This is a genomic window from Peribacillus sp. NPDC097197 (assembly GCF_050278025.1).
Classification (GTDB): Bacteria; Bacillota; Bacilli; order Bacillales; family DSM-1321; genus Peribacillus.
Genome location: NZ_JBNNST010000001.1, coordinates 275333 through 294295 on the forward strand (window position 1 = coordinate 275333; position 18963 = coordinate 294295).

At 43.8% G+C, this 18963-nt stretch carries 13 protein-coding genes; 10 read left to right on the forward strand and 3 right to left on the reverse strand.

Annotation, left to right across the window (positions count from 1 at the left end):
• Window positions 1–81 precede the first annotated feature (81 nt).
• From ftsE to ACQKL6_RS01310, 6 genes are all read left to right on the forward strand, one after another.
• Window positions 82–768: a cell division ATP-binding protein FtsE gene (gene ftsE / locus ACQKL6_RS01285; protein WP_402870638.1), complete on the forward strand. Its 687-nt coding sequence runs from the start codon at window positions 82–84 to the stop codon at window positions 766–768.
• Complete coding sequence (gene ftsX / locus ACQKL6_RS01290) at window positions 758–1651, forward strand: permease-like cell division protein FtsX (protein ID WP_402870641.1); 894 nt, start codon at window positions 758–760, stop codon at window positions 1649–1651. Before ftsE ends, ftsX begins: the two co-directional genes overlap by 11 nt.
• Window positions 1652–1764: 113 nt before the next feature.
• Window positions 1765–3138: a murein hydrolase activator EnvC family protein gene (locus ACQKL6_RS01295; RefSeq protein WP_427650355.1), complete on the forward strand. Its 1374-nt coding sequence runs from the start codon at window positions 1765–1767 to the stop codon at window positions 3136–3138.
• Window positions 3139–3269: 131 nt separating this feature from the next.
• Complete coding sequence (locus tag ACQKL6_RS01300; protein ID WP_427650356.1) at window positions 3270–4694, forward strand: S41 family peptidase; 1425 nt, start codon at window positions 3270–3272, stop codon at window positions 4692–4694.
• Between the two features lie 199 nt (window positions 4695–4893).
• Window positions 4894–6087, forward strand: a complete 1194-nt coding sequence (locus ACQKL6_RS01305; protein ID WP_427650358.1) for a PDZ domain-containing protein — start codon at window positions 4894–4896, stop codon at window positions 6085–6087.
• A 79-nt stretch (window positions 6088–6166) separates the two neighbouring features.
• Window positions 6167–6649: a hypothetical protein gene (locus tag ACQKL6_RS01310; RefSeq protein WP_427650360.1), complete on the forward strand. Its 483-nt coding sequence runs from the start codon at window positions 6167–6169 to the stop codon at window positions 6647–6649.
• 69 nt (window positions 6650–6718) lie between these two features.
• Here ACQKL6_RS01310 and ACQKL6_RS01315 read toward each other — a convergent pair whose 3' ends face one another.
• From ACQKL6_RS01315 to ACQKL6_RS01325, 3 genes are all read right to left on the reverse strand, one after another.
• On the reverse strand, window positions 6719–7252 hold the full coding sequence (locus ACQKL6_RS01315; protein ID WP_402954577.1) for a YceI family protein: 534 nt from the start codon (window positions 7250–7252) through the stop codon (window positions 6719–6721).
• 160 nt (window positions 7253–7412) lie between these two features.
• On the reverse strand, window positions 7413–9605 hold the full coding sequence (locus tag ACQKL6_RS01320) for an MMPL family transporter (RefSeq protein ID WP_427650496.1): 2193 nt from the start codon (window positions 9603–9605) through the stop codon (window positions 7413–7415).
• Window positions 9606–9781: 176 nt separating this feature from the next.
• The gene (locus ACQKL6_RS01325) at window positions 9782–11512 is read right to left on the reverse strand and encodes an SH3 domain-containing protein (protein WP_427650361.1); all 1731 of its coding nucleotides are present in this window, start codon (window positions 11510–11512) and stop codon (window positions 9782–9784) included.
• 347 nt (window positions 11513–11859) lie between these two features.
• Here ACQKL6_RS01325 and ACQKL6_RS01330 point away from each other — a divergent pair, with 347 nt between their 5' ends.
• The 4 genes from ACQKL6_RS01330 to uvrA all read left to right on the forward strand — a co-directional run bounded on the left by ACQKL6_RS01330 (window position 11860) and on the right by uvrA (window position 18907).
• The gene (locus ACQKL6_RS01330; protein ID WP_427650363.1) at window positions 11860–13437 is read left to right on the forward strand and encodes a catalase; all 1578 of its coding nucleotides are present in this window, start codon (window positions 11860–11862) and stop codon (window positions 13435–13437) included.
• Window positions 13438–13585: 148 nt separating this feature from the next.
• Window positions 13586–13816: a DUF2198 family protein gene (locus ACQKL6_RS01335; protein WP_402870665.1), complete on the forward strand. Its 231-nt coding sequence runs from the start codon at window positions 13586–13588 to the stop codon at window positions 13814–13816.
• A 219-nt stretch (window positions 13817–14035) separates the two neighbouring features.
• Complete coding sequence (gene uvrB, locus ACQKL6_RS01340; protein ID WP_427650365.1) at window positions 14036–16021, forward strand: excinuclease ABC subunit UvrB; 1986 nt, start codon at window positions 14036–14038, stop codon at window positions 16019–16021.
• A gap of 6 nt (window positions 16022–16027) precedes the next feature.
• Window positions 16028–18907, forward strand: a complete 2880-nt coding sequence (gene uvrA, locus ACQKL6_RS01345) for an excinuclease ABC subunit UvrA (RefSeq protein ID WP_427650367.1) — start codon at window positions 16028–16030, stop codon at window positions 18905–18907.
• Window positions 18908–18963 lie beyond the last annotated feature (56 nt).

Consider the following 18963-nt stretch of genomic DNA (forward strand, 5'->3'; position numbering starts at 1 on the left):
ATTCCTGTCGTTATTTAAAAAATGCTGTCGAAAAAAACGCTTTTAATAGATAAGTTAACAAGCAAATTAGGTGGTTTTAGAATGATAGAGATGATAGATGTCAAAAAGACCTATTCTAATGGCGTCATAGCCATTAATGGGTTGAATGTAAAAATACAACCAGGCGAGTTTGTTTATGTAGTGGGTCCAAGTGGTGCCGGCAAATCGACCTTCATCAAAATGATGTATCGGGAAGAAAAGCCGACAAGTGGAAATATCTTGGTTAATGGTGTCAGCCTACCAAAAATCCGCAATTCGAAAGTTCCTCTATTTCGCCGTAATATCGGGATGGTCTTCCAGGATTTTAAACTCCTTCAAACTTTCACAGTCTACGAAAATGTTGCCTTTGCAATGGAAGTCATCGAAAAAGAACCTGAAGTCATTAAAAAGAGAGTCATGGAAGTTCTCGATCTAGTAGGGATCAAGCATAAAGCTAGAATGCGTCCTGCAGAGTTATCAGGTGGAGAACAACAAAGGGTTGCGATTGCCCGTTCAATCGTCAATGACCCCAAGGTGGTTATTGCGGATGAACCTACAGGGAATCTGGATCCTGAAACATCATGGGAAATCATGAGCATATTTGAAGAAATAAACAAGCGCGGAACGACACTTATCATGGCTACGCACAATAAAGATATTGTTAATAACTTTAAACGTCGTGTAATTGCCATTGAAGGTGGAAAAATCGTTCGCGATGAACATAGAGGTGAATACGGATATGAAATTTAGAACACTCGTCCGTCACTTCCGTGAAAGCTTTAAAAACATTGGTCGTAATGGTTGGATGACGTTTGCATCAGTAAGTGCTGTAACAGTCACTCTAACATTGGTTGGCGTTTTTTTAGTGATTATGATGAATTTAAATCATATCGCGGGTAATGTCGAAAACGATGTCGAAATTCGTGCGCATATTGATAATGCAGCGAGTAAAGAGGATATACAAGCAATCAGCAAGCAGATAACGAGTATAGGTGGAATTGATAGTGTTGTCTTCTCCCCTAAGGATGAAGAGCTCACCAATTTAATTGATGATCTAGGCGATAATGGAGATGCCTTTAAACCATTTGAACAAGACAACCCTTTACGGGATGTTTATATCATTAAAACGAAAACACCTCAAGATGTGATCAAGGTAGCTAAAGAAATCGAAAGCATCAATTATATTCAAAGCGTTAAGTATGGACAAGGTTATGTTGAAAACCTATTTAGTTTTGTCGAAATTGCTAGAAATATCGGGATTGTACTTATCGTAGGGTTGCTTTTCACAGCCATGTTCCTCATCTCGAATACGATTAAAATTACGATTGTGGCTAGGAAAAAAGAAATCGAGATCATGAGATTGGTAGGGGCAACAAACAACTTCATTCGTTGGCCATTCTTCTTAGAGGGACTCTGGTTAGGAATCCTTGGTTCTGTCGTGCCTATCGCCCTGATTTCAGTACTCTACTACAATCTGTTCAATTATATATCACCACAGATTACGTTTAAATTCGTAGACTTTTTACCAGCAAGTCCATTCATTTACCAAGTGTCGGCGATTCTTATCATCATGGGCGCCGTGATTGGAATATGGGGAAGCTTAATGTCCGTTAGAAAATTCTTAAAAGCATAAGCGAACAAACTTTACAATTCTTTTACACTCGAAATACGAAGAAGAAATTCATTCAAAATAGAGAGACGTTGCATGGCACGAGTTGTAACGAGATTGAAAGGGGAAATGGAACATTGAAAAAGAACATTATCGCGGTGAACGCGACAATCATGATCGGCTTGGGGAGCATTTTGGCTGCTCCTTCAGCTTTTGCTGAATCCATTTCAGACTTAGAGCAAAAGAAGGCATCTATACAGGAAAAACGTTCGGGTGTTGAAGCGGACATTTCCACTACCTCAGAAAAAATCAATAACCTCCAGAATAAACAACTGACAGCTGAGGAGCAAATCGCTGCCATTGATGCGAAAATTGCAGAATCAGCAAAGAAAATTGATGCGAAAAATGCTGAAATCACTCAAACAAAAGAAGAAATTGAAGTATTGAAAGCAGAAATTATAGTGTTGCAAGAACGTATCGCTAAGCGTAACGATGTTCTGAAGGAACGTGCCCTTTCCTTCCAGGAGTCCGGTGGGGATTTGAATTATGTGGAAGTATTGTTCGGATCATCTAGTTTTAGCGATTTAATTGACCGTGTAGGAGCTGTTGCAGCCATTGCAGAAGCCGATCGCGAGATTTTGAAACAACATGAGCTGGATAAAAAAGAACTTGAAGAAAAACAAAAGGCCGTAGAAACGAAGCTTGCTAGTTTAGAAGTGGCTAAAGCTCAACTTTTACAAATCCAAAATCAACAAAAACAGCAGAAAGAACAAAAAGCTGCGTTAGTTAAGAAATTAAAGAAACAAACGAAAAAAGAAGAAGAAAATAAAATGGGCTTAGAGGAAGAAAAGGCGAACCTTGCTGCTCAAGAAACAGCAATCAAGTCAGCCATCGACTTAGAGAAGAATCGTCTAGCTGAATTAGAAGCAGCTCGTAAAAAAGCAGCAGCTGAAGCGAAAAAACGTGCAGAACAAGAAGCGGCAGCACAAGCAGCGCAAGCAGCTCAAGCGAAAAAACAAGCTCCTTCCCATTCTAACTCTAGTTCTAATAGCAGTTCATCCTCTTCATCATCACAAGCTCCGGCTAGTGTAAGTTCTGCACCGGCTGTATCGTCAGGAACATTTACAAGACCAAGTGCAGGTTATGTATCTTCGACAATGGGCGAACGTTGGAATAAACAGCATGCCGGCATTGATATTGCTGCAAGCGGAACAGTGCCTGTTGTAGCAGCGGCAGACGGAGTCGTAAGTCGTTCGTATACGTCCTCTTCATACGGTAATGTAATCTTTGTTACCCATAATATTAGTGGACAAACGTGGACAACGGTTTATGCACATTTAAGTTCAAGACAAGCTAGTACAGGTGCAGTCGTTGCCAAAGGTCAACAAATTGGGATCATGGGGAATACCGGACATTCTTATGGACAGCATTTGCACTTTGAGCTTCACAAAGGTACGTGGAATTACAGCAAGTCCAATGCAGTCAATCCATTAAGCTACATACCTAACTAATACCCAATATATGAATCATAAAACAGACCAGGATCACATCCTGGTCTGTTTTTTTTGCTCTGTTCAAAAGCATATTTACCTGAAACTACTCATATAGTGAAAAACATATCGAGGTAGAAAAGGGGATAAATATGGTCAAAAAATGGGTAATTCCTCTGGCAATCATGATGTCATTAGTTATTGGGGCAGCAGGGGGCATGTATTGGACAAGCACCCAGGATAAACACGAGGCGAAACAGGAAAGTCAAGAGGGCATAAAAGATCAGGAGTGGGCAAAAGTGGAACAAGCTTATGGGTTGATCGTGAGCCAGTATGTTGAACAGGTAGACGGCTCAAAGCTCATCGAAGGTGCCATTCAAGGCATGCTGACAACATTGAAGGATCCATACTCGGTATATATGGACAAGGAGACAGCAAAACAGTTCAATGAGACCTTGGATTCCTCATTTGAGGGGATCGGTACGGAAATCGGGATGGAGGACGGTAAGGTCATCATTGTCTCTCCCTACAAGGACTCCCCGGCTGAAAAGGCAGGATTAAAGCCGAAGGACCAAATTCTAAAGGTGAATGGGGAAAGTGTCGAAGGGTTGGACCTCTATGAAACTCGGTTGAAGATCCGTGGGAAAAAGGGTTCTCCAGTCAAAATGGAAATAAAACGTGCCGGCGTATCCAATCCGATCGAATTCAATATGGTTCGTGCTGAAATTCCATTGGACACGGTTTTTTCTTCGACCAAGGAAGTAGCGGGTGAGGAAATCGGGTATGTGGAGTTGACCACATTCTCGGAAAATACCGCATCGGATTTTAAAAAGCAGTTGAAGGAACTTGAGAAGAAGGGAATCGAAGGGCTGGTGATCGATGTCCGGGGGAATCCGGGCGGTCTCCTTTCAAGTGTGGAAACGATTTTAGGCGAGTTTATTACGAAAGATAAACCATATTTGAAAATAGCCGAAAGAACGGGTGAGACGCAATCCTTTTTCACCGAGCTGAAGAAAAAGAAGGACTACCCCATTGCCGTCCTGACGGATAAAGGCAGTGCCTCGGCTTCGGAGATCCTTGCCGGTGCCATGGAGGAGGCCGGGGGATACCCGCTGATTGGCGAGAAGACGTTCGGTAAAGGGACGGTTCAACAGGCAGTCCCCATGGGAGATGGCAGCAATATCAAGCTTACGCTGTACAAGTGGCTGACACCATCTGGTAACTGGATTCACAAAAAGGGAATCGAACCGACGATTGAAGTCAAGCAACCGGTGTACTTCAGCGCCCATCAGTTAACCATCGAAAAGGTATTGAAACGGGACATGACAGACGACCAAATTCAGTATGCGCAAACGATCCTAAAAGGGATTGGTTTTGAAACAGGGCGTGAGGATGGGTACTACGATTGGAATACAGAGATTGCGGTCAAGGCTTTTCAGAAGCAGTATGGGATGAAAGTGACTGGTAAGTTGGATGCTAAGACCGCAGCTAAGCTAGAAACCGTCATCTTGGAAAAAATTCAGGATGAAGATAATGATATTCAGCTACGGACGGCTTTGAATTATTTGGCGAAATAGAAGAAGGAGGCAACGCCCATCGGGGTGTTGCCTTTTTACTTGGCAGGAAAGGGGATAATTTCATTTCATCTATTAGAGCGGATACAGTTTTTTCTACATCTTAATAGGCAGAAAGCTGACATATTTGATAGAATAGGAAGTAACTGACTAGAACGATTGATACATACTTTTAATCACTTATAGGGATGGTGGAGAGAAATTGACAACGGATTGGCTTATTGATTGCTTAATAGGATTGGGAAAACTCTTCCTTCATCCATTGCTTTACGTTTCCATTGCTTATTGTTTATTCATCGGCTATCTTCGGGTTAAACGGGAGCGCCGTGATTTCAATACGAAGATTTATAGGAAAACCATGGAGCTTCGGGCTTTGCTTCTACAGGGAATCGTCACTGGGGTGATTCTGTCACTCCTCGCGCTGGTGTCTGGCCTTGTCATACCGATGGCGGCGGTGGTCATCATGGCGGCAGTCTCGGTCCTAGCCGTCTTGACCATGAAAAGGAGACTGGTATCACCTGTTTATACGTTGGGTGTCACGTTCTTTATCCTTTTCTTTCTAAATGGTAAGGATATGGCACTTCCTATTTTCACGGATGCATTTGACCAACTGAATCAATCGGTTTATCCGACACTTGTGATATTGATTGGGCTTTTGTTGATTGCGGAAGGTTTTCTTATCGTTAAGAAAGGCAGTAAAAAGGCATCACCGCAGTTAGAGGTTTCGAAGCGCGGGCAGCCGATTGGCGTTTATGTTTCGCAACGTATTTGGCTGATTCCGATGTTCGTACTGATTCCTGGGGGAGAACTGCCCGTTCCTTTTGACTGGTATCCCGTATTCTCCATTGGTGAAGTGTTCGTTTCTCCAATCGTTCTGCCATTTTTGATTGGATTTAGGCAGAAGGTTCATGGATCGCTTCCGGAACAGGCAATAAAGGCCCAAGGTAAGCAGGTAGGGACACTTGGCATATTGATTACAGTCTTGGCGGTCGTAAGCTACTGGTACCCACTATTGGCAATCATAACAGCTGTTTTAGCGATCCTTGGTCGGGAATTCATCCATTATGCGCAAAAGAATTTGGACGAAAAGCAACCGTTTTACTTTTCGAAAAGCAAGCTTGGCGTCCAGATTCTAGGCGTTATCCCTGAATCACCGGCTGACAAGATGGGATTGGTCAAGGGTGAAATCATCTCAAAGATCAATGGGGTTGTCGTCAGGGAAGAAGAAGAGTTGTACCGGGCGCTGCAAAAGAATCGGGCCTATTGTAAGCTCGAGGTCATCGGCATTAATCAACAAATGCGCTTTGTGCAACGGGCCTTATTTGAAGGGGAACATTATGAATTGGGCATCCTTTTTGTGGATGATCAATTGAAAGAGAGTGGCCAAGCAGGATAGAAACGGCCGGATCTTTCTGAATAGTAACTGAAACCACTTAGATGATAGATCTAGGTGGTTTCTTATATGGGTAGACGAAATGAAAAGTGAAGGTGCGAATAGGGATATGACGATGAAGATGAAGAGTATAAAGAGTATGAAGAGTATTTTGATAGTATTATCATGCTTGTTCTTATATGGATGTCAACCAGGTGGGAAAGACGGGAGAAAGGAAAGTTCTGCCCCCGTTGACCTTATAGGGGAGTGGCATGGGGAAGAAATGAGTTTAGATGGAAAGCGTTATACGGGATTTTACGCGTTTGACATCGAGAAAAATGGGAGATTTTCTTTGTATGATGCTGAAGCGGGGAACCCGGGCATCCAAGGAGAGATTACACAATATGATGGGGAATCTCTGAAAATGAAGACCGGGGATGAAGCAGATTTTGATGTACCTGCAGAATGGGCAGGATTAAAGCATTCCGATACTCTGTTGTATGAAATAAAAGGGGAAAAATTATATATGAGTTACAAAGATAAACAGGATAAGCATACGCTTGTTTTTTCTAAATCCAGTTATTGAACGATTTTTCACAGGAAACCCCCAAAAGGCAGGTTGCTCTGCTCATTGGGGGTTTATTAATGAAACATTTTACGCTTCTCTTGCGGCTTCGATATCAATGGAAATGGTGATTTGATCCCCGATCAGTACCCCGCCCGTTTCCAGGGCAGCATTATAGGTTAAACCATAGTCGCTGCGTTTCACCTTGCCTTTGCCACTGAATCCTGCTTTTTCCGTACCCCATGGATCTTTTCCTTGCCCTTCGAATGTCATAACGAATGTTTCTTCTTTTGTCACTCCATGAAGCGTGACATCACCGGTTACGGCATACTCATCGTCATCCGTTTTTTTGATGTCTGTAGCTTTAAATATCAGTTCCGGGTTCTTTTCAACGTCAAAGAAGTCAGCAGAACGCAGGTGGTTATCACGGTCTGTATTACGAGTGTCAATGCTGGACAAATCGACGGTGAAATCAATTTCCGCTGTTGTTAGGTCGGTTGGGTCTGCAGAAATGTTGGCGTCAAATTTATTGAAACTTCCTTTTACTTTTGCAATCATCATGTGTTTTACAGAAAACTCTATGGCGCTGTGTGTAGGGTCGACTATCCATTTTGTTTTAGCCATTTTGTATATTCCTCCACTTCATATATCTTTAATTTGAGATAATTTAACATATTGTAATTATATGAGCTGGGGGTTCCAGAGTCAAACGTTTTTTCCTTTATTTAGAAAATGAAAAAACCTGTGCCGCATGTGTGCGGACACAGGTCTAAGAAAGAAACTCTTAGTTAGAACGTTCTTTTTCTTCGTGAATCGGGGCTTTACTTGGCCAGAAAGCATAGCGACCAAGCAGAGCGGTAATCGCCGGCACTAGGAATGGGCGAACGATGAATGTGTCCATCAGTACACCGAGTGCGGTAATGAGTCCGAATTGGACAAGCACTTGAATCGGCAACGTAGCGAGCACAGAGAATGTAGCTGCCAAGATGATGCCGGCTGAAGTGATGACGCCACTTGTTTCGGTTACACCTTCTCTTATGGCTTGCTTGATTGGCATCGTCTTCTTCTTGCGCCATATGCTGGATACCATAAAGATGTTGTAGTCTTCTCCTAAGGCGACAAGGAATACGAATGAATACAACGGAATCGTGCCTTCAATTGCAGCCACACCCATGAAGTGGTGAAGGATGATCCAGCCTAAGCCCATAGCGGCAAAGAAGGAAAGGATAACCGTTCCCATTAAATAAGCCATGGCTGTTACGGAACGAAGGTAGGCTAACAGTAGCAATGAAATCAAGACGATGATGATTGGGAAAACCAAGAATTCATCTGCCTTGACCGTTTCGCGTTTATCGTGCTGCTCGGCTGTCTGGCCGCCAATCCATACTTTTTCATCAACGGATGAGATCTTCGCATCTTTCAGTTCTTTTTCTACGGAACTGCGTATATCCGGAATGGCGTCGATTGCTTTTGTATCGTATGGGTTGATATTGAATTTGACTTCATAGGATTGTAAATCCTTATTGGTCTCACTCCTTACAGGTTCTGAGACACTTCCGATCAGGCTCATATCCTTCAGGGAATCCGTTAAATCGATATCCTTGCCATCCGTATCGATGACGACTGTAGCTGGTGCAAGTTCACCAGGTGAGTAGGCATCGGAAATGACGGTATACCCTTCACGCGAGTTGATGTCTTCTGGGAAAGAAGAGAGGATATCATAGGAATATTTTATTTGTGATGAATAGCCAGCTAAAAGGCCGAAAAGAATCAGACAAGTAAGGATGACGGTCCACGGCTTGGTTGTAACGATATTCCCAATCCATTTTCCAATGCGTCCGCCTTCTTTGTGTATCTTGACGGGTTTGCCCTTTTTCTTCGCGCGTGCTTCTTCCATTTCGGGTGTACGTGGAACGATCGGGAAGAAAGAGGCCCGGCCGAAAACAGAAAGTAGTGCAGGAACGAGAGTTAAGGCAGCAATCATCATGATTAATATGGATAAGCTGAATGGTACGGCGAAACGATGATAAGCACCATATTGAGCCACGAGCAATGTTAATAGGGAGACGACGATCGTCAGACCGCTCATCGCAATGGCGCCTGAAGAATCTTTAAAGGCAGCCATCATGGCTTCTCGTTTGCTTTCGTGTCTTCTCAATTCACTACGGTAGTGGGATATCAAGAATAAACAATAATCGGTTCCCGCCCCGAATAGCAATACGGTCATAATCGAAATGGCCTGCGCATCGACTGTAATCCAGCCGTGGTCTGCCATGAATCCTAGGATAGGACTTGTGACAAGGTAAGCGAAACCGACCCCGATTAATGGAATGATCGCTAAAAGTGGTGAGCGATAAATAAGTAATAAGACGACAAGAACGAGTATAACCGTTGCCAGAAGTAATTGAATATCGGCACCGGCAAATAATCCAGTCGCATCGACGGAGATCCCGACAGGACCCGTTACACGAAGGGACAGGTCTTCAGAGTCGATTTTAACCTTTGAAGGGTCCGTACCGACGCGTTCGGTTACTAACTTATTGATGCGTTCAATATTTTTTTCCAAAACGGCTGTCCCGGCACTTTCCTCAAAGAAGAGGGGCTGTACGAAAGTCGTACCATCTTCAGAAACAGAGCCCTTTAGTGCGGGCAGTGGAGCATTATGAAGAGGAGGTAAGAAGGATTGCTGTTTTAAGGGACTTTCTGTAAGCTCTTTGGAAAGGTTTTGAATCTCAGCTAAATCTGCATCAGTCAGTCCACCTTCCCGATGCCATGTAAGCAAGGCAGGTATCCCTGAGGAATTAGGGAATTCTTTTTTTATCAGTTCATCCGCTACGACAGAATCTGAGTCTGCAGGTAAATCAGTAGGAACATTTTCCGTTTTATCGTTCACTGCCGGTAACGTGAAGGTTAACAGCACTGTCGCAATAATCCAGATGGCGATGACAACCCAACGGCTAATTGTTCCGGTCATCATCTTGCTTAATCTTCCTAATATGTTCAATGAAGGCACCTCACTTTTAAAATTTTTATCATAATCCACTCTTAATTATAAAGGGGAAACATTCCTATTTGCAAAACTGGGTATGCGGTTTCTTAAATTTCTAAAAAAAAGCTTTGGAAGGTAAATCCCTCCAAAGCTTTTTTGATTCATTAAAATAAATTGAAGTATTTCTTCAACCCATTAAAGATACCAGTGACAGCCGTGTCTTGATAGGCGCTCGTGGCAATGAGCTTTTCTTCTTCCAAATTGGAGATGAACCCTAATTCTAGTAATATCGCAGCTTGCTTGTTATCCCGGATGACTTGGAAGTTCCCCGTTTTGGCACCGCGGTCCCTCAATTTTGTTTCTTTAATGATTTCAGCTTGTACGGTTTGTGCGAGCTCTTTTTCATTGACATTCGATGCTAGATAAAATGTTTCAATACCGTTGGCTGAGCTGGGACCAGCATTATAGTGAATGCTGATAAAGACATCGGGTTTGTTGGCCTGGCTGATTTCCACTCGCTTACTTAAAGAGGGATACGTATCGCCTGTTCGTGTCATGACGACTTTTGCACCGGCCTCCTCCAATTTGGCTTTCAGCTTTTTAGCCGTGGAAAGAGTTAAATCCTTTTCCCGATTATTTTTCCCGGATGCCCCAGGGTCAGACCCGCCATGCCCCGGATCAAGGACGATCACCTTGCCTTTAAATCCATCACTCGGTTTGGTCTTCGACAGATACGTGAGGGAGGCCCATCCTACCAAACCGGATTGTGTTTCGACCTTGCCCCAATCTCCTTGTGTTTCCGTCACTATGACACTATCACTTCTATCGACGGCCCCTAGTATTTTATTCGTTGCCGAAGGTCCATTGCGAATGTTCAACGAGTCGGAAATGACATAGTATTTGGTTGGCTTGGTTTTGACAGGTTCTTCTTTTGTAGGTGCTTCTACTTTAGGTGGTGTGGTTGTTACTGGTTTTGTTTCTTTCGGCTTGGTTTTTGCTAGATAGGTAAGGGAAGCCCAACCTGTTTTCCCGGAAGCCGTTTTGATTCTTCCCCATTTGTCTTTCTCTTCATAAAGCGTGACAGCCTCCCCTTTTTTTAGAGTGGTGACTTTGTCAGCTTTTGAGTTACCCGATTTCCTTACATATAGCTCGGCAGCTGTTACATAGTAAGTCGTTTGCTTAACGGCTGAAGGAGATGCAGTAGGTTTTTTCTTAGATAGATAGGTTAAGGAAGCCCATCCGGTCACGCCGGATGCCGTCTTCACGTTTGCCCAGTTCCCCGATTTTTTAATATAGGTAACGGCAGCGCCCTTATTGATCGTCGCCAGCTTCTTTGACGTGGTATTGGCAGACTTACGGACATACAATGAACTGGCTGTAACATAGTACTTGGTTGTGCTGACAGCTGCCGGTTTAGCGGTAGCTGTAGGCTTGGAACTAGATATGTATGTTTTAGAAACCCAACCGGTTTTCTTTTTGGAAGATACATAGATTTGTAGCCAATTGCCTTTGGTCGATTTAATTTCTACGGCGGTTCCTTTAGGTAAGGTTGCGAGAGACTTGCTGCTTGTATTATTTGATTTTCTTAATACTAACGAGGAAGCTGTCACATAACCTAACTCGTCCAAATACGTGGTGGAAACCCAGCCCGTTAGTTTTCCATACTTGATTTTCGACCATCCGGATTTTTGTGAAGAGATCGTCACTTCTTTTCCTTTTTTTATTAAGCCCAGAGATTTTGCGGTGGTCTTAGGTTGTTCTCTTATATGGAGGGAACTAGCTGTAACTTTGGCCGTTTTGGAAGCGGCCTGAACTTGATCGGTGGCGTGTGGATACGAGAAAATCGTCAAAAAAACCAAGGTTGCTGCAAATAAGGTGATTATTCTTCTTTTCATTAAAGCTCGCTCCTTTAAATTATGCTGAAATAATCGAATGGTTATGGTTCATCCAGTGGTTGGGTCAGACTTGGTAAGTGAATATAAGTGCACATATACTGCGGAGATGCCTTCATTGGAGTAATCTCCATGATTTTTATCGGTAGCATTGGCGATAGTGTGAAGGAGATTCATTAATAATAGTACAATATACTCACATCAATTAGTAGGTGTTTTTTGGAACTTTTTGTAGGTAATTAGAACGTAATTTACATTAATTGAAGAATTTTGAATTAATGTGAGTGAAGTTTGAGGAATTGGGGATGTTAGTTGGAGTGATGGATGATATTTACAAAGGAGGAAATTTAGTGTCTGATCAACCAAAAGAGACGAATAATGAATCGGAAGAAACCTTGACCAACCGACAAGGGCACCCCATAACGAATAATCAAAGCATCCGGACTGTTGGAAACAGGGGACCAAGTACATTAGAGAACTACGACTTCCTGGAAAAAATGAGTCACTTCGATAGAGAGCGGATTCCGGAGCGGGTGGTACATGCACGAGGTGCAGGTGCACATGGATATTTTGTTCCGACAGGCAAGGCGGGAGACGAGCCGGTTTCTAAATATACGAGAGCAAAGGTCTTTCAAGAAGCGGGTAAAAAAACACCGGTCTTCGTCAGGTTTTCTTCGGTCATTCATGGGGGAACCTCCCCTGAAACATTACGTGACCCTCGTGGATTTGCCGTTAAGTTTTATACGGAAGATGGAAACTGGGATTTAGTAGGGAACAACCTCAAAATATTCTTTATCCGCGACGCCATGAAATTTCCCGATTTGATCCATGCCTTCAAACCCGACCCTGTTACAAACATTCAGGATGGCAGAAGGATTTTCGATTTCTGCTCAAGTTCTCCGGAAACCTTCCATATGATCACCTTCTTATTTTCGCCTTGGGGCATTCCGGCTAGCTACCGCATGATGCAAGGTTCCGGGGTCAATACGTATAAGTGGGTGAATCAAGAGGGGGAAGCAGTCCTGGTCAAGTACCATTGGGAACCAAAGCAAGGGATCAAAAACTTGACGCAGAAAGAAGCGAATGAGATTCAGTCGACGAATTTCAATCATGCTACACAGGATTTATATGAAGCAATCGAAAGTGGGGATTACCCAGAATGGGATCTAAATGTACAAATCATGAGTGATGATGCCCATCCTGAACTGGATTTCGATCCATTGGATGATACGAAGATTTGGCCAAAGGACCAATTCCCATGGCTGCATGTCGGCACGATGGTTTTGAATAAGAACCCGGAAGATTATTTCACTGAAGTCGAGCAGGTTGCTTTTGGAACGGGAGTCCTTGTAGACGGGTTGGATTTCTCGGATGATAAGATGCTCCAAGGCCGCACATTCTCGTATTCGGATACACAACGTCATCGCGTAGGTGCAAATTATCTGCAACTGCCGATCAATGCACCGAAAAAACGGACGGCGACTAATCAAACGGGCGGCCAAATGCAGTATGAAGTGGGTAGAGGAAACCAAAGTCCTCATATCAACTACGAACCATCGACTGTAGGAGGATTGAAAGAGGCTGAGCAGACGGGTAAAGAGTATACCCCTTTTGTAGAGGGCAAACTGGTCCGTGAAACGATAGATCGCCAAAGCAACACGAAACAAGCAGGTGAAACGTATCGTGAATTCGAGGATTGGGAAAGGGACGAATTGATCTCCAATCTAGTGGATGCACTCGCACCTGCCGATCCACGCATTCAAGAGAAGATGATTGCCCTTGCAGAAGAGGCCGATAAAGATTATGGCCGTCGTTTGAAAGAAGGATTAGCGGTAGCTTCCCAACATACCGAGTCTTCCAAACCAATGGGTGGTACGGACAATCCAGAGGAAGCGGTCGAAAAAGGTCATGACGCCGATTCATATTAATAGGATGCAAAAAGTGAACTCCCTTCCTTGAAGGGGGTTTCCCTTTTGTATATCGCTTGTTCGTTTTGCAGGAAATAGATTGGCAAAAAAACAAGGAATCATTTAAACTGTAACTACTCTATTTTTCTCTTACAAAGGAGATGAAAAAATGATTAAATTTCTTTCAGCCCTTCTATTACCCGGTCTTCTAGTCATGCTATTTTCAAGGGTCACCTATAACTATATTGTAGGTCTTATACTAACGGTTGCATTGATCGCCGCTTCCGCATATAAAGGTTATACACATACGAACTTATTAATAATCATTGATGCACTATCACTGACGGTGGGTTTCTGGTTATCAAAAAGAATGATGAAACGAACAGCCAAGAGCGCCTAATTTATAGAGGTGCTTTTTTTGTCTCGATTTCTATGAAAAGGACTCTTTGACCTGCTAGGTTATAAAACGCGAAACAGAATGTTTGTTCGCTTTTCGGTGGTTTGTTTTGAGGATATTGTGGTAGAATGTGTATATATAGTTCTTTAAACGGAATAAATAGAAGGAATAAATCATATCCCTTTTTTCATATAAAACTTATTCAGTAGGAGGCCATGCTTGGTGAAGGAAACGTTTGAGTTAGTCTCAAAATATTCTCCACAGGGAGATCAGCCAGCGGCGATAGAAAAGCTTGTTGCTGGAATAAAAGAAGGAAAGAGTATGCAGACGCTGCTTGGTGCGACAGGGACAGGGAAAACATTCACTGTCTCCAATGTCATCCAACAAATCAATAAGCCTACCCTTGTCATTGCCCATAACAAAACGTTGGCAGGGCAGCTTTACAGTGAGTTCAAAGAGTTTTTCCCCAATAATGCGGTTGAGTACTTTGTCAGTTATTACGATTACTATCAGCCAGAAGCCTATGTGCCTTCCACTGATACTTTCATAGAGAAAGATGCCAGTATCAATGATGAAATCGATAAACTCCGCCACTCGGCGACATCCTCTTTGTTCGAACGGGAAGATGTCATCATCATCGCCAGTGTATCCTGTATTTATGGGTTAGGTTCCCCGGAAGAATACAGGGAGATGGTGGTATCGCTGCGTACTGGTATGGAGATAGACAGAAATGCACTGCTGCATAAACTTGTAGATATTCAATATGAGAGAAATGATATTGCCTTTCAACGTGGAACGTTCAGGGTCCGCGGAGACGTAGTTGAAATCTTCCCGGCCTCAAAAGATGAACACTGCGTTCGGGTCGAGTTTTTCGGGGACGAGATTGACCGGATTCGGGAAGTCGATGCCCTGACTGGCGAGATCACTGGTGAACGGGAACATATCGCCATCTTTCCGGCATCCCATTTCGTCACACGTGAAGAGAAACTGAATGTGGCGATTCAAAATATTGAAACGGAACTTGAAGAACGATTGGCAGAACTTCGTGAAGATGAAAAGCTTCTTGAAGCACAGCGATTGGAGCAACGGACCCGTTACGATTTGGAAATGATGAGGGAGATGGGTTTCTGTTCAGGTATCGAGAACTATTCCCGTCATTTAACCCTACGCCCCGCAGGAGCTACACCTTACACCTTGATTGACTATTTTCCGGAAGACTTCCTATTGATTGTCGACGAGTCACATGTGACCCTTTCACAGATCCGCGGCATGTTCAATGGCGATCAGGCTCGGAAGCAGGTATTGGTGGACCATGGATTCCGCCTACCCTCTGCGAAAGATAACCGGCCACTCAGATTCGAGGAGTTTGAAAAGAAAGTCCATCAATCCATATTCGTTTCGGCAACTCCAGGACCATATGAATTGGAACATACGCCGGAAATGGTCGAGCAAATTATCCGACCTACTGGATTGCTTGATCCTACCATTGAAGTGCGACCGATTGAAGGGCAGATTGATGACCTGATAGGTGAAATCCAGGAACGGGCTAAACGGGATGAACGGGTTTTAATTACGACATTGACGAAAAAGATGTCCGAGGATTTAACGGATTACCTGAAGGATATAGGAATCAAGGTTCAGTACCTTCATTCTGAGATAAAAACGTTGGAAAGAATTGAAATCATCCGGGAATTGAGGATGGGGAAATATGATGTCCTTGTCGGGATCAATCTTTTGCGGGAAGGTCTGGATATCCCCGAAGTGTCCTTGGTGACCATTCTCGATGCTGATAAAGAAGGATTCCTCCGCTCGGAACGTTCACTCATCCAAACGATGGGCCGTGCCGCCAGGAATGCAAACGGGCACGTCATCATGTATGCTGACCGGATAACGAATTCGATGGAACTAGCCATCAGTGAAACGACGCGCCGACGGGAAATCCAGGAAAAATTCAACAAAAAGCATGGAATCACACCACAGACCATCCAAAAGGATATCAGGGATTCCATCCGGGCTACGCAAGTTGCTGAAGATGGGGAAGCGTATCAGGAAGATCCGGCTATCAAACTGTCTAAGCTTCCGAAAAAAGAGCGCGAAAAAATGGTGGCAAGCATGGAAAAAGAAATGAAAGAAGCGGCAAAGGCACTGGATTTCGAACGGGCTGCCGAACTGCGTGATTTAATATTAGAGTTAAAAGCGGAAGGGTGACGAAACATGGCAATGGATAAAATTGTGATTAAGGGTGCAAGGACCAACAACCTCAAGAATATCGACGTCACGATACCGAGGGATAAGCTTGTAGTGCTAACGGGATTATCCGGTTCCGGGAAGTCGTCCTTGGCTTTTGATACGATATATGCGGAAGGACAAAGACGTTATGTCGAATCACTCTCGGCTTATGCCCGCCAATTCTTAGGGCAGGTGGATAAACCAGACGTGGATATGATTGAAGGGTTATCTCCTGCGATATCGATCGATCAGAAAACGACGAGCAAGAACCCTCGTTCCACTGTGGGAACCGTAACGGAAATTTATGATTATTTAAGATTGCTATATGCGAGGGTCGGCCGGCCGACTTGTCCGATCCATCATATCGAAATCAGTTCCCAGACGATTGAACAAATGGTTGACCGTATACTTGACTATCCGGAACGGACAAAGCTTCAAGTATTGGCACCACTCGTTTCAGGAAGAAAAGGAACGCATGTGAAAGTGCTGGAAGAAGTGAAGAAACAAGGGTATGTCCGTGTACGGATTGATGGGGAGATGTATGACCTCAGTGATGATATCACCCTTGAAAAGAATAAAAAGCATTCAATAGAAGTCATCATTGACCGGATCGTCATCAAAGAAGGAATCCGGGCAAGACTTGCAGATTCCTTGGAAAGCGCTTTGAAGCTTGGGGATGGCAAGGTCATTATAGATGTGATGGGCGAAGAAGAATTACTCTTCAGTGAGGATCATGCTTGCCCAATCTGTGGTTTTTCTGTTGGGGAGTTAGAGCCGAGGATGTTTTCTTTTAATAGTCCATTCGGGGCCTGTCCGGATTGTGATGGTTTGGGTGCAAGGCTTGAAGTGGACCGTGATCTGGTCATCCCGAATAAAGAGTTAAGTCTTCGCCAGCATGCCATAGCGCCATGGGAGCCGACGAGTTCTCAATATTACCCGCAGCTCCTTGAAGCTGTAGCGACTCATTATGACATCGATATGGATATCCCGGTCAAAGACCTTCCGGAAGAGAAACTGGAGAAAATCTTACTGGGATCTGGTAAGGATAAGATCTATTTCCGCTATAAAAATGATTTTGGAAGAGTGCAGGAAGGCCATATTCCGTTTGAAGGGGTTTTACGAAATATCGAACGGCGCTATAAGGATACGAACTCCGATTATATACGGGAGCAAATGCAGAAATACATGTCGGAGAATCCGTGTCCCACATGTAAGGGGCATCGATTGAAAAAAGAAAGCCTCGCTGTCCTCATTCAAGGTGTCCATATAAGCGAAACAACGGCTTTATCGGTTTCAGACTCCTTGCAGTTTTTCGATAACCTCGAGTTGACCGAAAAAGAAGCCGCGATTGCGAAGTTGATTTTACGGGAAATCCGCGAACGCCTTGGTTTCCTTGATAACGTCGGGTTGGATTATTTGACGTTAAGCCGGGCAGCAGGAACATTATCGGGTGGGGAAGCTCAGCGTATCCGGTTGGCTACCCAGATAGGTTCACGTCTGACGGGGGTGCTGTATATTTTAGATGAACCTTCCATCGGTCTGCATCAGCGTGATAATGACCGATTGATTGACACGCTAAAAAACATGCGTGAAATCGGCAATACGCTCATCGTGGTCGAGCATGATGAAGATACGATGCTTGCGGCGGATTATCTGATTGATGTGGGACCGGGAGCTGGTGAACATGGTGGAGAAATCGTAGCTGCCGGCACCCCGGAAGAAGTCATGAATAATCCCCAATCATTAACGGGCCAATACCTTTCCGGAAAGAAGTTCATCCCTCTTCCGTTAGAACGCCGAAAAAACGACGGACGGTTTATTGAAATCAAAGGGGCTAAGCAAAATAACCTGAAAAACGTCAATGTTAAATTCCCACTTGGGGTGTTTACATCGGTCACTGGGGTTTCCGGTTCTGGTAAAAGTACGTTAGTGAATGAAATCCTTCATAAGTCTCTAGCGCAAAAACTGAACCGTGCCAAGGCTAGACCTGGGGAGTACCGTGAAATTAAAGGGATTGAACATTTAGATAAAGTGATTGATATTGATCAATCGCCAATTGGCAGGACGCCTCGTTCTAACCCGGCCACCTATACAGGCGTGTTCGATGATATTCGTGACGTTTTTGCATCAACGAATGAAGCGAAAATCCGTGGGTATAAAAAAGGACGTTTCAGCTTTAATGTGAAGGGCGGCCGTTGTGAAGCCTGCCGAGGTGACGGAATCATTAGGATCGAAATGCATTTCCTTCCTGATGTCTATGTTCCATGTGAAGTCTGCCATGGAAAAAGGTATAACCGTGAAACACTGGAAGTGAAATATAAAGGGAAAAACATTTCTGATATCCTTGATATGACTGTCGAGGAAGGTGTCAGCTTCTTCGAAAATATCCCGAAAATCAAACGGAAAATACAAACGCTATTTGATGTGGGGCTAGGATATATCAAGCTTGGGCAACCGGCAACCACACTTTCAGGCGGTGAAGCCCAGCGGGTGAAGCTCGCTTCCGAATTGCATCGCCGCTCAACTGGCCGTTCATTTTATATCTTGGATGAACCGACTACCGGTCTGCACGTCCATGATATCGCCAGGTTGCTTGAAGTCTTACAGCGACTTGTGGACAATGGGGATACCGTTCTCGTTATCGAGCATAATCTTGATGTCATCAAGGCATCGGACCATATCATTGATTTGGGTCCTGAAGGCGGAGATAAAGGCGGGACCATCGTAACCTACGGAACACCAGAGGATATTTGTGAAGTGCCTGAATCTTATACAGGGAAATATTTAAAGCCTGTGTTGACCCGTGATAAAATCCGGATGGAAAAATGGATCGAAGAAAAGGAACAAGAGCATGAACATGTTTAAGAGCAAGCCAATTTCGGCTTGCTTTTTGTAGAAATATGGCAGGTTTTTTTTAATTA